We start from the raw sequence: 14,084 nt of genomic DNA, 5'->3' as shown, positions 1-14,084 counted from the left end.
GATTCCATGTCCGGTAAAAAAACGTACACCGTCCCGGTGCTGCTGCTCGTCATTACTGTGCTGGCGGTTCTTATCGTGGCGCTCTATTCGAAATGGCTGCTCGACGACCAGTCGTCCAAGACGGACCGGGGCATGCAGTTGGCCTCCGAGTACAATGGCTGCTTGACGATGGCCAGCTTGCTTAATGAAGAAGTCGGCAATTTGGCGCAGTCCGCGGACGCGGCCGAACGGCTGCCGATCAAGCAGCGTCTCGGCCAGGCCCAGGGGTTGTCGGGCGAATGCGTGAACGTTCTGTACAAGTCCGCCCTTCTGAACGGCCAGACGAAGGAGCAGGCGGCGGAAGCCGCCTCCGGCCCGCTCCAGACGCTCTGGACGAAGCTGGAGCCGATCGGCAACCACGACGGTCCGTTGACAAGCAATGAACAAAACATATTGAAGCTCGTGCAGGAAGCGGGCGCCGAGCTGGAGCAGACGCTGCAAGCCTATACCGTTCCGACAAGCGGCGACCGTTACCGTCAGATGGCCGCGGGAGACGAGTGGCCCGACTCGGCGCAGAAGGCGCTTGAGCAGCTTCGGCAGCTGGCCGACGCGCTCAAGTAGCGTGACGGGCGTTGGACGCGCCCGACCCTTTGAGGTAAGATGGAACTATTGACCACTTGTGGAGGTATGCAACGGATGGACTGTCTTTTCTGCAAAATCGTCGAAGGTTCGATCCCTTCCCGCAAAGTTTACGAGGACGAATACGTCTACGCGTTCGAGGACATTCAGCCGCAAGCGCCCGTTCATCTGCTCGTCGTTCCGAAGAAGCATATCGCTTCCCTGAACGAAGCGGCGCCGGAGGACGCCGAACTGCTCGGACGCGTCGCGCTCGCGGCGCAGAGGGTGGCGCGCGAGGCGGGCCTTGGCGACAGCGGCTACCGGGTGATCAACAACGTCGGCAAGGATGCCGGACAAGTCGTCTTCCACATCCATTTTCACGTGCTGGGCGGGGAGAAACTGGGGCCGTTAAACGCGAAGAACTGACGGTTTGGCACGGCTGCGGGAAGCCGCGGCAGGAGCTCGCCGGCGGCCGTGGGCTCCCCAAGACCGAAAATCGGAGGAAACGGTTGGGCGAAAGTTGACACCCCCTTTCCCGATCACCTATAATGAGGTTTGATAACCGTGTGTTGTGGTCTGTTCCGGAGGGAGGGAAAACTGGTGTCCGAAACGAAAGTTCGCAAAAATGAATCACTCGACGCTGCACTCCGCCGCTTCAAGAAGTCTATCGCAAAAGACGGCGTTCTCGCGGAACTGAAAAAACGTAAGCACTACGAGAAACCGAGCGTCAAACGGAAGAAGAAATCCGAGGCTGCTCGTAAACGGAAGTTCTAGGAGGAGTTTCGCTACATGAGCCTCGCGGAACGTTTGAACGAAGACATGAAGCAAGCGATGAAGGCACAGGACAAGTTCCGGCTTTCCGCGATTCGAATGGTTCGTGCGTCGGTCAAGAATCAAGAAATAGAATTGCGCCGACCGCTTGAGGATAACGAAGTGCTCGATATTCTGAGCCGCGAAGTCAAACAACGCAAAGATTCCCTCCAGGAATTTACGAAGGCGGGCCGGGACGATCTGGCTAAGGATTTGCAAGCGGAAATCGATATCATCGCCCAATACCTTCCTCAACAGCTGACCGAAGAAGAAATCAAAGCAATTGTTACGCAGACCATTCAAGAGACCGGTGCTTCTTCCAAAGCGGATATGGGGAAGTTGATGGGAGCGTTGATGCCGAAGGTGAAGGGACGCGCCGACGGCAAGCTCGTCAACCAAATCGTCCAGCAACAATTGCAATGATTTTCCCGAGACAACAAGCAAAGCACTCCCGAGAGCGGGAGTGCTTTTTGCGTGAGAGGGACGGTTTTTGACGATTTTTGCAACCGGATGCACACGAAGGACGTATGAAAGCGTAATTTGGAAAATCATAAGGGGAAGCTCCCGGATCGCGGCTTGCGGCCGGGGGAACCCATACGAATCGGGAGGGATGCCGTTGCTTCTATCGGACAGAACCGGCCGCAGCCGACTCGGACCGCTCGCGATGCTGCTTGTGCTGGCCGCTTCGCTCTTCCTTGGCTGGCCGGCGGCGGAATCGGCGCGTGCGGAGGTGCAAGCGGCTCCGGCCGTGCCCGCGCAAGGAACGGTCTATGTCATTCCGGTCAAAATGGAAGTGGAGCGGGGGCTCGCTTCGTTCCTGGATCGGGCGATCGCCGAAGCCGAGCAAGCGCGCGCCGCTCTGATCGTTCTGGAGATCGACACGCCGGGAGGAAGCTTGCGGAGCGCCGACGAGATCGCGAGCCGCATTCGCTCTTCGTCCGTTCCGACGCTCGCCTTCGTGAACGGCAAGGCGGCTTCCGCCGGCGCATACTTGGCTCTAAACGCCGGCAGCATCGCGATGGCGCCCGGCTCGACGATCGGCGCGGCGATGGTGGTGAACGCCGAAGGGGAGGCCGTGGACAATCCGAAGACCGTCTCCTTCTGGACGAGCGAGATGCGGTCGGCCGCAGAGCTGCACGGACGCGACGAAGCGATTGCGGCGGGCATGGTTGATCCGGGTCTCGTCGTGGAGATGAAGCCGCTCGGCAAGACGAAGGAAAAGGGGCAAATCATTTCGCTTACCGCCGAAGAAGCGTTGAAAGTCGGCTATGCGGACACCGTCGCCGGGTCGGTGGAGGATGCGATCAAGTGGCGCGGCATGAACGCCTGGACGACCGTCAACGTGACGCCGACGCTGTTCGAACGCGTGTCGCACGCGCTGACCGCAGACGGCATGACGACGGTTCTGCTGATCGCCGGCATCGCCGGCATTTTGATCGAGCTGCTCGTGCCGGGCTTCGGCGTACCGGGAATCGTCGGACTGTTGGCGTTCGGGCTCTATTTCTTCGGGCAGTTTATCGCAGGGTTTGCCGGGGCCGAATCGATCGTGCTGTTCCTGCTGGGGATCGCGCTGCTCGTTCTGGAGATGTTCGTGCCGAGCTTCGGCATTTTGGGGATTCTCGGCATCGCCGGCGTGGCCGCAGGAATCGGGATGGCCGCCTTCGATACCGGCGACGCGCTCCGGTCGCTCGGCATCGCCTCGCTGACGGCGCTCGTCCTCGTCGCGATTGTCGTCTACGCGTTGCGGAAGCGGGGCGTGTGGAACCGGTTTGTGCTCAGCGAACGGCTGACGGCGGAGCAAGGATACATTCCCCAGGCTTCGCGGGAGAGCTGGATCGGCAAGGAAGGCGTTGCACTCTCGGCGCTGCGGCCTGCGGGTGTGGCGGAGTTGGACGGACAGCGGGTGGATGTCGTGACGTCCGGCGAATTCGTGGAAGCCGGCCGGTCCGTTCGGGTGACGGCGGCGGACGGAACCCGGATTGTGGTGAAGGAGATCGGCCGGGGGAACGCGAATGCCGGCGGCGCGTCGTCGTGACGTACGGCTCACGGTCGTAACGTGCGGCTCAAGGGACTGGAATCGGCGGCGTTAGCCGATGGTGAACGGTGAAGCCGATATTATTAAGGTAGCGGAGGGGTTCTATGGACTGGAACGTTGAATTGCTCATTTTGATCGCTGTCGTCGTCATCGTGCTTGCAGTGTTTTTCAGCTTTTTCCCGTTTATGCTGTGGATTTCGGCCTGGGCTTCGGGCGTGCGCATCAGCATCATTACGCTCGTGGCCATGCGCTTGCGGCGGGTCATCCCGAGCCGGATCGTCAACCCGATGATCAAAGCGACGAAGGCCGGACTCGGCCTGACGATCAACCAGCTCGAGAGCCATTTTCTGGCGGGCGGCAACGTCGACCGTGTCGTCAACGCGCTGATCGCGGCCCAGCGGGCGAACATTCCGCTCGTGTTCGAACGGGCGGCGGCGATCGACCTGGCCGGGCGCGACGTGCTGCAGGCGGTTCAAATGAGCGTCAATCCGCGCGTCATCGAGACGCCGATCGTCTCGGCCGTCGCCAAGGACGGCATCGAGGTGAAGGTCAAAGCCCGCGTTACGGTGCGCGCGAATATCGACCGGCTCGTCGGCGGCGCCGGGGAGGAGACGATCATCGCCCGCGTCGGCGAAGGGATCGTCACGACGGTCGGTTCTTCGAACTCCCATAAGGATGTGTTGGAAAATCCGGATTCCATCTCGCGCACCGTCCTGAACAAAGGGCTGGACGCCGGGACCGCGTTCGAAATTTTGTCGATCGATATCGCGGACGTGGACGTCGGCAAAAACATCGGGGCGCATCTGCAGACGGAGCAGGCGGAAGCCGACAAGCGGATCGCGCAGGCGAAGGCGGAGGAGCGCCGGGCGATGGCCGTCGCACAGGAGCAGGAGATGAAGGCGCGCGTCGTCGAGATGCGGGCGAAGGTCGTCGAGGCCGAATCCGAAGTGCCGCTGGCAATGGCCGAAGCGCTGAAGGGCGGCAAGCTCGGCGTCATGGATTATATGAATTTGAAAAATCTCGAAGCCGACACGCAAATGCGCAGCTCGATCGGCCGGTCCGACGCATCCCCGGGTAACGGCAAAGAGGAACGTTGATTGCGATGGAGGCGATCATCGAGTTTCTTATCCGGCACTATTACGTCGTCATCGTCGTCGTCGGGCTTGTCTACGGGATGTTTTTCCGCAAATCCCCGTTGGAAAAGCCGAATCCGAACCGTCGGATGCCCGATTTCGGCGGCGGCGGCGAATTGCGGCGCCCGAGGCAGGCTCCGCCCGGCGGAAGCGCCCGCAAGCGAGCGGCCGAGGAGACGGCGCGCCCGGCCGCCCCTGGTCCGGAGCGCAGCCCCGGCCCGGAGGGCGAACCGCTGCCGCTAGGGCGGAGCGAGCGCGAACGGACGCTCCCGCGAAGCGAGCGTTCGCCGGAGTCTCGTCCGCGTCCGGGATGGCTGGAAGCCCGGCCCGCGGAGCTTCCGCCGCAGCGGACGGAGGCCGAGCAGCGCCCAAGCCGGAGCGCGGCTGCGCCTTCGGACGCGCCGGCGACGACTGTGAGCCGGCCTGCCGATGGGCTTGGCGTCGCCGCCCGGTTGGAGGAAGCCGAGCGGACGCGGGAATCGCCCGCGCGCTCGATCGGCGAATTGCCGGCTTCCGCGGCCGAGGCTCCGGGTATAAGGCTGCCGCGCGACGAATGGAGCCGCGCCGTCGTCTTGGCCGAAATTCTCGGCCCGCCGCGCGCCCGCAAGCCTTATAGACGCTAGCGCGAGCCTGCATGCTATCCCTTCCGGTCAGAAGCGCCGGCCGGGGGATAGCATTTTTGTTTTCGCTAGCACAGACGGTAGCTTACAGCGCCCCCACCCGCCGCCGCTGCCCGCATCCTACCGGACCCTGCCGCCCCCCAGTGTGGCTGCTCCGGCGCACCGGTCCCCGCGAGCTGGGGTGGCGGTGCCCGCCTCCGCTCTCTCCCGCCGCCCCGCGCACCCCCATCGCTCATCCCCGCGCACTCCTGTTGCTTGGCAGCTCCCTCCCCAAATCATTTTCCGCGTCCCCGCTGCATATGTTTTACCGTAAAGGAGGGGAGGCGCGTCATGCCACGAGTCGTCCGCAAGCTCCGCAACTGGACCGCTCGCATCCTCGACTTGCCGCAGGACGTCGTGCTCGACCTTCCGCGGGTGACGATGATCGGAGGCATACAGCTGACGGTGGAGAACCACCGCGGCGTTCTCCATTTCTCGCCCGAATCGCTTCGTCTTGCGATGGAGAAGGGCGAGCTGGAAGTGACGGGACAAGATTTGACGATCCGCAACATCGGCGCCGAAGAGGTGCTGGTGGAAGGCACAATTACGGGAGTACTGCTGAAGCGTTGACCTCTCCGCCCCGAAGCCAGGCATTCGGAGGCGGTAGAGGCGCGACGGACGGATAAGCGGCGGACAAGCCCGATGCGCGCAGGCGCCTGCGGGTCCGGTCCGGGAAGGATGAGGTCTCGATGAAAGGAAACTGGTTTCAATACGCACGCGGATTCGTAACGGTCAAGCTGGTGTCCGGCGACGCCGACGCTTTCCTGGCCGAGGCGGTCTCGAAGCTGGAGCTGTGGGACATCTCCTACGCCAGGGACGGCAAGCTCGTGTTCCGGGTGTCGCTCGCGGATTTTTTCCGCATGCGCCCCATTCTTCGCCGGGCCCGGGCGCGCACGCGCATTATGGAGCGCAGCGGCCTGCCTTTCCAGATGGCGCGCTTGTCCCGCCGCAAGACGTTCGCCGCCGGCATGCTCGGCTTCGTCTTCATGCTGTTCCTTTTGTCCACCCTCGTTTGGGACGTGCAGGTGGAGGGGACCGAGCGGATACCGGCGGAGCAAATCCGCCAGGCGGCCAGAGCGGAGGGCATTTACCCGTTCCAATGGTCGTTCCGCCTGCAGGACCCGTCGCAGCTGGCAGAGAAGCTCGCCCTACGGCTTCCGGGCGCCTCCTGGGTAGGCGTGGTGAAGACGGGAACGCGCATTACGATAACCGTCGTGGAGTCGACCAAGCCGGAGGAGAAGCCGCTGGAAAGTCCGCGCGACCTGATCGCGAAGACGGACGCGGTCGTCACCCGGATCGTTGCGGAGAACGGGCGGCCCAAGGTGCAGCGCAACGACCGGGTGCGCAAGGGAGACGTGCTCATCTCGGGCATCGTGGGCGAAGGCGACCGGACGAAAATGGTCGTCTCCAAAGGGGAAGTGCGGGGGCTCGTCTGGCACGAATATCGGATCGTCTCCCCCTTGACGACGAAGACGAAGGGGTTTACGGGCGAAGCGCACAACCGCAGCTATTTGCTCATCGGGAACCGGGCTCTGCAAATTTCCGGCTACGGGCACGAACCGTTCGCCCAATCCGAAGTGCTGTCCGATCTGAAGCGGTTCCGGATCGGGAACTGGACGCTGCCGCTGGGTAAATATATCGAAGAGGAGAAAGAAGTCGTCTTCGAGGAACGGAAGCTGACCGAAGCGGAGGCGAAGGCGGCGGGCCTAGCCCAGGCGCGCAAGGAATTGCTCGCGGCAAGCGGCAAGGGGGCCGTCATCAAAGCCGAAAAACTTTTGCATGAACATACGGAGAATGGTAAAGTGATCTTAAATGTTCTATTCGAGGTGGAGCAATCCATCGCGGTCGAACGTCCAATCGTTCAAAGTGTCCCGTGAAGCGGCCCGTTTCGCGGGCGCATTCATCGCTAGCATGATCGATCAGGGGGAATGAGGCTTTTTGTCGGAAACCAAGCAAATCATCGCGATACCGCTCCGCAACGCGGCGGAAGGGCTTGCGTTATTCGGTCCGCAGGACAGGTACCTTCGGCTCATTCAGGAGGAGGCGAATGCGGCGATTCATTCCCGCGATGCGGAAATTGTCGTGGAAGGACCCGAAGCGGAAGTTCGCTCCCTGCAGCAATTGTTCGAGACGTTGCTCCAGTTGATTCGCAGCGGACTGACGCTGGGCGAGCGGGACATCCGTTACGCCCACGAATTGGCCCGGGAGCTTAAGGCGGACCAGCTGCTCTCCCTGTTCCACGGCGAGATTACGACGACGTTCCGCGGCAAGCCGATCGTCCCCAAGACGCTCGGACAGCGGCATTACGTCACGACGATCCGCAAGAAGGACATCGTATTCGGCATCGGCCCGGCCGGCACGGGCAAGACGTATTTGGCCGTCGTGACCGCGGTCGCGGCGCTGAAGGAAGGCAAGGTCAAGCGAATTCTGCTCACCCGCCCCGCGGTCGAAGCGGGCGAGAACCTCGGCTTTCTGCCCGGCGATCTGCAGGAGAAGGTCGACCCTTACTTGCGGCCGCTCTACGACGCGCTGAACGACGTGCTTGGCCCCGACGGCGTCGCCAAGGCGCAGGAGCGGGGGCTGATCGAGATCGCGCCGCTCGCCTATATGCGCGGCCGCACGCTGGACGATTCGTTCGTCATCTTGGACGAGGCCCAGAATACGACGGGAGAGCAAATGAAAATGTTTCTGACGCGGCTCGGATTCGGCTCCCGCATGGTCATTACCGGCGATGTCACGCAGATCGATTTGCCCAAGGGCAAGAAGTCCGGTCTGATCGAAGCCCGGCGCATTTTGGGATCGATTCCGGAGATCGGCATCGTCACCTTCTCGGAGCAGGATGTCGTCCGGCATCCGCTCGTTCAGAAGATTATCCTTGCTTATAACAACGATCAGCAAGAATAACCAACGTAAAGGAGAGGGCGCCGGATGAATCGGAAACGAAGAGGCCCGGCGAGTGTATCGTCATCCTTTTCAGCAGGGGGATGGAAGCACAGCGGAGCAGTAAAGGGTTTGTTGCTGCTTGTGTTTGTGCTGCTTTTTTATTTCAGTCTCGCTTCCCGGCTCGTGCCGGAGACGTACGATATTACGTTGAACGCCAAGAGCGCGCACGACATCAAAGCCCCCCATCAGGTCGTGGACGAGAAAGCGACGCTGGAGGCGCAGGAGAAGGCGGCGGACAAGGTGGGCCCCGTCTACTCCAACGTGGCGCTGCACAACGAATTGCTCATCGACGAAATTCTCGTGCGGATCGATCAATTGAACCAGGACGACCAGGTGACGACGGCGGACAAAGTCGAGATTTACCGCGGGGAAATTCCCGAGCGGCTCGACAATTTCATCTCCTCGTTCGTGCTGGCCAACACCGGTTCGGAGACATATTCCGCGAGCCTTCTGGAGGAAATGCAGAAGGTCATCAAGGACCAGAAATACAGCATCCCGCAGGAGACGTTTTACAAGCTTCCGCAGCTGACGTCGGAGGAGATCGCGGAGATGCGGCCTGTCGCGAAGGAAATCGTCCGCAAGCTGGTGAGCGAGTCGCTGGCCGACGCGGAGACCGCCCGCATCAAGGTGGCGGAGCTCGTCAACGGCAGCTCGCTGTCCAAGCGGGTGCAGCGCGAGACGGTGCAGGAGTTGGCGAAGTTCGTCGTGACGCCGAACAAGTTCTACGACAAGGAAGCCACCGAAGAAGCGAAGGTGCAGGCGAAGCAGAATACGCCGGCCGTCGTCATCAAGCAGGGCGACGTCATCGTCAAGGCGGGACAGACGATTACGCAGGACCTGTACGACCGGCTGGACAGCATGGGCCTGCTCAAGGAGAAGAAAAACTACTGGCCGCAGCTCGGCACGCTGCTGCTGTCGATTTTGTTCGTTCTGTCGTTCTATGTCTACGGAGAGCTGACGAACGGAGGGGAATCGGCGAAATCGGCCGGCAAGCGCAGCAACGTGCACCTGCTCATGCTGCTGATCATTTTCGCCATTAATCTGCTGATGATGCATCTTGTCGCGCTGGCGCACAGCGAGAGATGGCCGAACATCGGCTTCCTCGCGCCGATCGCCATGGGCAGCATGCTGGTCACCCTGCTTCTGGACATGCATCTGGGACTGGTCAGCTCCCTGCTGTTCACCATGTTCGCGAGCATCATTCTGAACGTCGGGCAGCAGTCGGTGTTCGACTTCCGGTACGGCTTCATCGCCGCCGTCGTCTCGTTCACGTCCGTGCTCGCCATTCATCGCGCCAGCCAGCGGTCGTCCATCCTTAAAGCGGGCATCATGGTCAGCCTGTTCGGCTCGGTCGCGGTCGTGGCCCTGATGCTCGTCGAAACCGACATCGACCGGTTCGGATTGCTGCAGTCGGTCGCCTTCATGTTCGCGAGCGGTCTTCTGACCGCGGTGCTTGTCATCGGCATTATGCCGTTCTTCGAAGCGACGTTCGGCATTTTGTCCGCGCTGAAGCTCGTGGAGCTGTCCAACCCGAACCACCCGCTGCTGCGCAAGCTGCTGACGGAGACGCCGGGCACGTACCATCACAGCCTGATGGTCGGCAATTTGTCGGAAGCGGCGGCGGAGGCGGTCGGGGCCAACGGTCTGCTCTGCCGGGTCGGCTCGTTCTATCACGACGTCGGCAAGACGAAGCGGCCGTCGTATTTTATCGAGAACCAGAACGGCGGCGTCAATCCGCACGACAAGCTCGACCCGAAGGTGAGCGCGTCGATCATTATCGCCCACGCGCGGGACGGGGCGGAGATGCTGAAGCAGTATAAGCTGCCGAAGCAAATCCGCGACATCGCGGAGCAGCACCACGGAACGACGTTTCTGAAATTTTTCTATTATAAAGCGGTGAAGCAGGCCGAGCAGCAAGGGAAGGAGAACGAGTGGCAGGAAGACGACTTCCGCTATCCGGGGCCCAAAGCCCAGTCGAAGGAAGCGGCCATCGTCGGCATCGCGGACAGCGTCGAAGCCGCGGTCCGTTCCCTGGATCATCCGACGGTCGAGCAGGTGGAGAACATCATCGGGAAGATCATCAAGGATCGGCTGGACGACCAGCAGTTCAACGAATGCGACCTGACGCTGCGCGAGATGGATAAGATCGCCCAGACACTCAAGGAGACGGTCATCGGCATGTTCCACTCGCGAATCGAGTATCCTGACGACAAGGAATTGAAAAATCGGAAAGAGACAAAGGAGCAGCAAGCATGACACTGGCGCTGGAATGGATTGACGAGAGAAGCGAAGCGGACGAGGCGGCGGAGAGCGGCTGGCCGGCGCTTCTGGAGAAGCTTTTGAACGCGGCCGGGGAGATGGAAGGCATCGAAGACGGCGTCGTCACGCTGACGTTGACGGACGACGAAGGCATCCGCGAATTGAACAGGGAGTACCGCGGCCTCGACAAGCCGACGGACGTGCTGTCGTTCCCGATGCGCGGCGGCGAGGACCCGGAAATTCATTACGAGGACGAATTTGAGACGCTTGAGGACGAGAACCCGGAGGAAGCGGACGGCGATCCGTTCGCGGAACTGCTCGGGGACATCGTCATCTCCGTGCCCCGCGCGCTGGCGCAAGCGGAGGAATATGGCCACAGCGTGGAGCGCGAGCTCGGTTTTCTGTTCGTGCACGGATTCCTGCACCTGCTCGGCTACGATCACGAAGACGAGAACGGGGAGAAGGAAATGTTCGCGAAGCAGGAAGCGGTTCTGTCGAAAGCGGGGTTGTCCCGTTGAACGGGAGAGGCAATCGGCACTGGAACCGAACGGAAAGGGAGTCTTTCCGGCATGCTATCGAAGGCGTTCTGTACGCTATGAAGAACGAGCCGCACATGCGGATCCATTTCGCCGCTTCCGTCGTCGTGCTGGCGGCCGCCGCCTGGCTGGAGCTTCCGGCCGAAGACTGGCTGTGGTTGCTGTCCGCGGTGGCCGCCGTCTGGGTGACGGAGCTGCTGAACACCGCTGTCGAACGGGCGGTCGACCTGGTTTCGCCGGATTCGCACGAGCTGGCCAAAGTCGCCAAGGATACGGCGGCCGGAGCGGTGCTCGCCGCCTCGGTCTACGCGATCGCGGTCGGCGTCATCGTGCTGGGACCGCCGCTCTGGAGCCGGCTGCTCGGGTAGAGCGGGAGCGGCGCGCGAAGCTATCATCCATTTTTTATAGGGGAGCGGGAGACGATGAACTGGAACGGCTGGACGAAGGAGCGGCTGCTCGAAGCTGCGGCCGAAGCGATGGAGCGCGCTTACGTGCCTTATTCGAAATTCAAGGTCGGAGCCGCCCTGCTGGATTCCGAAGGGAACGTGCATTACGGGTGCAATGTGGAGAACGCAGCCTACGGGCCGTCCAATTGCGCGGAGCGGACCGCTCTGTTCCGGGCCGTCGCCGACGGGCACGCGGCCGGCTCGTTCCAGGCGATCGCCGTCATCGGCGACACGCCGGGGCCGATTACGCCTTGCGGCATTTGCCGGCAAGTGATCTCGGAGCTGTGCGCGCCCGACATGCCGGTCATTATGGGCAACCTGAAGGGGGACGTGCGCGTGAGCACGGCCGCGGAGCTGCTGCCGGGAGCTTTCACGCCGCGAGATTTGAATTACGGAAAGAAGGACGCTTAACGTGAAGGAGAAATTCAAGTCCGGGTTCGTAGCCATCGTCGGCCGTCCGAACGTCGGCAAATCGACGCTGATGAACCAGGTGATCGGGCAGAAGATCGCGATCATGTCGGATAAGCCGCAGACGACCCGCAACAAAATTCACGGCGTGTACACGACGGACGAGATGCAGATCGTTTTCCTCGATACGCCGGGCATTCACAAGCCCAACTCGAAGCTGGGGGACTTCATGGTCAAGTCGGCGACGAGCGCGCTCGAAGAGGTGGACGCCGTCCTGTTCCTGACGGACGTCTCCGAGGAGTTGGGCGGCGGCGACCGGTTTATTATCGAACAGTTGAAAAAAGTCGACACGCCCGTCTTCCTCGTGCTGAACAAAATCGACAAGGTGCATCCGGAAGCGCTGCTGCCGGTCATCGAGAAATACGCCAAGCTGCACGACTTCACCGAGATCGTTCCGGTGTCGGCGATGCACGGCAACAACGTCTCGACGCTGCTGGCGCAGGTGGCCAAATATTTGCCGGAAGGGCCGATGTATTATCCCGCCGACCAGGTGACGGACCATCCGGAGCAATTCGTCTGCGCCGAGCTCATTCGGGAGAAAATTTTGCAGCTTACGCGAGAAGAAGTGCCTCATTCGATCGCGGTCGAAATCGAGAGCATGGGCGTTCAGGACAACGGCGTCGTCCGGATCGGGGCCGTCATTTACGTCGAGCGGCCGTCGCAGAAGGGCATCGTGATCGGCAAAAACGGGGCGATGTTGAAGGAAGTCGGCAAGCTCGCGCGGGAAGACATGGAACGGTTGTTGGGTTCCAAAATTTTTCTCGAGCTATGGGTCAAAGTGAAGGAAGATTGGCGCAACCGCGAGTCGGTGCTCAAATCGCTCGGCTTCCGCCACGAATAGTCTAGACATTGTCAGGCATACCGCCGGACCTCGGGAGGCATCCTAAAGACGGAATTCGGGCAATTCATTTCCGTCGGGAGAGGATGAGGCGCCGTGCGAGATTTCACGTGGCACGTTTTTACGAGAACCGGCGATATCGAAGCTTACTTGCTGTACAAAGAAATGAGCGAGCTCGGAACGGAAGGCTCCGCACCGGAGCCGGCTGCCGAGCTGCAAGGCGGCGAAGCAGCCGCCGAGCCGGCCTCGTCCTGACGGGCGCCGGCCGGCTTATCCGCACTTTGCGCGGATGCAGATACGGAGGAGAGTCCGATGCTCTATCGGATGGAAGGAATCGTCATACGCGGCACGGATTACGGGGAAGGCAACAAAATCATTACGATTTTGACCCCGACGCACGGCAAGGTGGGCATTGTGGTAAGGGGAGCGCGCAAGCTCAAAAGCCGCTATTCCTCGCTCGCCCAGCCGTTTACATACGGGGACTTCTCTTTCTACAAATCCGGTCAGCTCGGAACGCTGAACAGCGGCGAGATCATCGAATCGTTCCGGGAGCTTCGGGAAGGGCTTGAAGCGGCCGCTTACGCCGCCTATGCCGCGGAGCTGTGCGACCGGGCGGTCGGGGAAGAGGACGCAGGAAGCTTCCTCTTTCACCAGTTTAAAGCTTGCTTGACCGCGTTGGCGGAGGGGAAGGACGCCGAGATCGTCATCCGCGCCTTCGAGATGAAAATATTCGCCGTCGTCGGCTACGCGCCCGTGTTGAACGAGTGCGCAAGCTGCGGGAGGACCGACGCGCCGTTCCGGTTCAGTCCGGCCGCTGGCGGAGCGCTCTGCGGCCGATGCAGGCACAAGGACCCGACGGCGATGGAGCTTGGCGAGACGGTGTGGAAGCTGCTGCGGCTGTTCGCGGCGCTAGACCTTCGCAGGCTCGGGCAGATTAGCGTCAAGGACGTTTACAAGAAGCAGCTTCGCCGGGCGATGCGCAAATGGCTGGATCATCATCTCGGGCTGAAGCTGAAGTCGCAGCATTTTCTCGATCAATGGGAGAAGATGGCCGAGCTGGCTTCGCCGGAGCCTCGCGCGGCGCGGAACGCTGCGGCGCAAGCGGAGGCGGAACTGGAGCCGCCGGCGGAAGCGGCGACTGAACGGGCATCGGAAGCGTCGCACGGAAGGTCGGCGGAAACGGCGACCGATCGGCCAGCGGATGCGCTTGGCGGGCTGCCGACGCCGCAAGCGGAGCCGCGGCGGGATGCGGATTCCTAACATGCCGGCGTTGCAATTAGAATGCGTTCATTGCGAACCGCGTTAACGAACCGATGCCTAACGAACTCAGTACACCTTATTTGCACAAAATCACGTGTTT

General features: G+C 61.5%; 17 protein-coding genes. All 17 read left to right on the top strand.

Annotation, left to right across the window (positions count from 1 at the left end):
• The first annotated feature begins 6 nt into the window (after window positions 1-6).
• Window positions 7-600, top strand: a complete 594-nt coding sequence (locus G485_RS24780) for a hypothetical protein (RefSeq protein ID WP_035154351.1) — start codon at window positions 7-9, stop codon at window positions 598-600.
• Between the two features lie 75 nt (window positions 601-675).
• Window positions 676-1,023 carry a histidine triad nucleotide-binding protein gene (locus G485_RS0101960; protein ID WP_027091136.1) on the top strand — a complete coding sequence of 116 codons (348 nt, stop codon included), beginning with the start codon at window positions 676-678 and terminating at the stop codon, window positions 1,021-1,023.
• Window positions 1,024-1,197: 174 nt separating this feature from the next.
• The gene (rpsU, locus tag G485_RS0101955; RefSeq protein WP_027091135.1) at window positions 1,198-1,371 is read left to right on the top strand and encodes a 30S ribosomal protein S21; all 174 of its coding nucleotides are present in this window, start codon (window positions 1,198-1,200) and stop codon (window positions 1,369-1,371) included.
• 15 nt (window positions 1,372-1,386) lie between these two features.
• Window positions 1,387-1,830, top strand: coding sequence for a GatB/YqeY domain-containing protein (locus tag G485_RS0101950; RefSeq protein WP_027091134.1), 444 nt, complete (start codon window positions 1,387-1,389; stop codon window positions 1,828-1,830).
• A 187-nt stretch (window positions 1,831-2,017) separates the two neighbouring features.
• Window positions 2,018-3,442, top strand: coding sequence for an NfeD family protein (locus G485_RS24775; protein WP_051317948.1), 1,425 nt, complete (start codon window positions 2,018-2,020; stop codon window positions 3,440-3,442).
• Window positions 3,443-3,546: 104 nt separating this feature from the next.
• The gene (gene floA, locus G485_RS0101940; RefSeq protein ID WP_027091133.1) at window positions 3,547-4,539 is read left to right on the top strand and encodes a flotillin-like protein FloA; all 993 of its coding nucleotides are present in this window, start codon (window positions 3,547-3,549) and stop codon (window positions 4,537-4,539) included.
• A gap of 5 nt (window positions 4,540-4,544) precedes the next feature.
• Window positions 4,545-5,198 carry a flagellar biosynthesis protein FlhF gene (locus tag G485_RS0101935; RefSeq protein ID WP_027091132.1) on the top strand — a complete coding sequence of 218 codons (654 nt, stop codon included), beginning with the start codon at window positions 4,545-4,547 and terminating at the stop codon, window positions 5,196-5,198.
• Between the two features lie 327 nt (window positions 5,199-5,525).
• Window positions 5,526-5,804, top strand: a complete 279-nt coding sequence (yqfC, locus tag G485_RS0101930; protein ID WP_027091131.1) for a sporulation protein YqfC — start codon at window positions 5,526-5,528, stop codon at window positions 5,802-5,804.
• 119 nt (window positions 5,805-5,923) lie between these two features.
• The gene (gene yqfD / locus G485_RS0101925) at window positions 5,924-7,111 is read left to right on the top strand and encodes a sporulation protein YqfD (RefSeq protein WP_027091130.1); all 1,188 of its coding nucleotides are present in this window, start codon (window positions 5,924-5,926) and stop codon (window positions 7,109-7,111) included.
• Window positions 7,112-7,172: 61 nt separating this feature from the next.
• Window positions 7,173-8,138 (top strand): PhoH family protein, encoded by a 966-nt coding sequence (locus G485_RS0101920; protein WP_027091129.1) that lies wholly within the window; start codon window positions 7,173-7,175, stop codon window positions 8,136-8,138.
• A 24-nt stretch (window positions 8,139-8,162) separates the two neighbouring features.
• Window positions 8,163-10,433: an HD family phosphohydrolase gene (locus G485_RS0101915; RefSeq protein WP_027091128.1), complete on the top strand. Its 2,271-nt coding sequence runs from the start codon at window positions 8,163-8,165 to the stop codon at window positions 10,431-10,433.
• Window positions 10,430-10,954 (top strand): rRNA maturation RNase YbeY, encoded by a 525-nt coding sequence (gene ybeY, locus G485_RS0101910; RefSeq protein WP_027091127.1) that lies wholly within the window; start codon window positions 10,430-10,432, stop codon window positions 10,952-10,954. The genes G485_RS0101915 and ybeY overlap by 4 nt, the downstream gene beginning before the upstream one ends.
• Complete coding sequence (locus tag G485_RS0101905; protein WP_027091126.1) at window positions 10,951-11,340, top strand: diacylglycerol kinase family protein; 390 nt, start codon at window positions 10,951-10,953, stop codon at window positions 11,338-11,340. Before ybeY ends, G485_RS0101905 begins: the two co-directional genes overlap by 4 nt.
• Before the next feature lie 54 nt (window positions 11,341-11,394).
• Complete coding sequence (cdd, locus tag G485_RS0101900) at window positions 11,395-11,829, top strand: cytidine deaminase (RefSeq protein WP_027091125.1); 435 nt, start codon at window positions 11,395-11,397, stop codon at window positions 11,827-11,829.
• 1 nt (window position 11,830) lies between these two features.
• Complete coding sequence (era, locus tag G485_RS0101895; RefSeq protein ID WP_027091124.1) at window positions 11,831-12,727, top strand: GTPase Era; 897 nt, start codon at window positions 11,831-11,833, stop codon at window positions 12,725-12,727.
• A gap of 93 nt (window positions 12,728-12,820) precedes the next feature.
• A complete protein-coding gene (locus G485_RS28700; protein WP_084423058.1) occupies window positions 12,821-12,979 on the top strand; it encodes a YqzL family protein in 159 nt (52 codons plus the stop codon).
• A 57-nt stretch (window positions 12,980-13,036) separates the two neighbouring features.
• A complete protein-coding gene (gene recO / locus G485_RS24770; protein WP_084423057.1) occupies window positions 13,037-13,984 on the top strand; it encodes a DNA repair protein RecO in 948 nt (315 codons plus the stop codon).
• The last annotated feature ends 100 nt before the right edge of the window (window positions 13,985-14,084 follow it).

It is taken from the genome of Cohnella thermotolerans DSM 17683 (assembly GCF_000429825.1).
In the GTDB taxonomy this organism is placed as follows: Bacteria; Bacillota; Bacilli; order Paenibacillales; family Paenibacillaceae; genus Cohnella; species Cohnella thermotolerans.
This window is presented reverse-complemented; position numbering and strand designations above follow the sequence as displayed.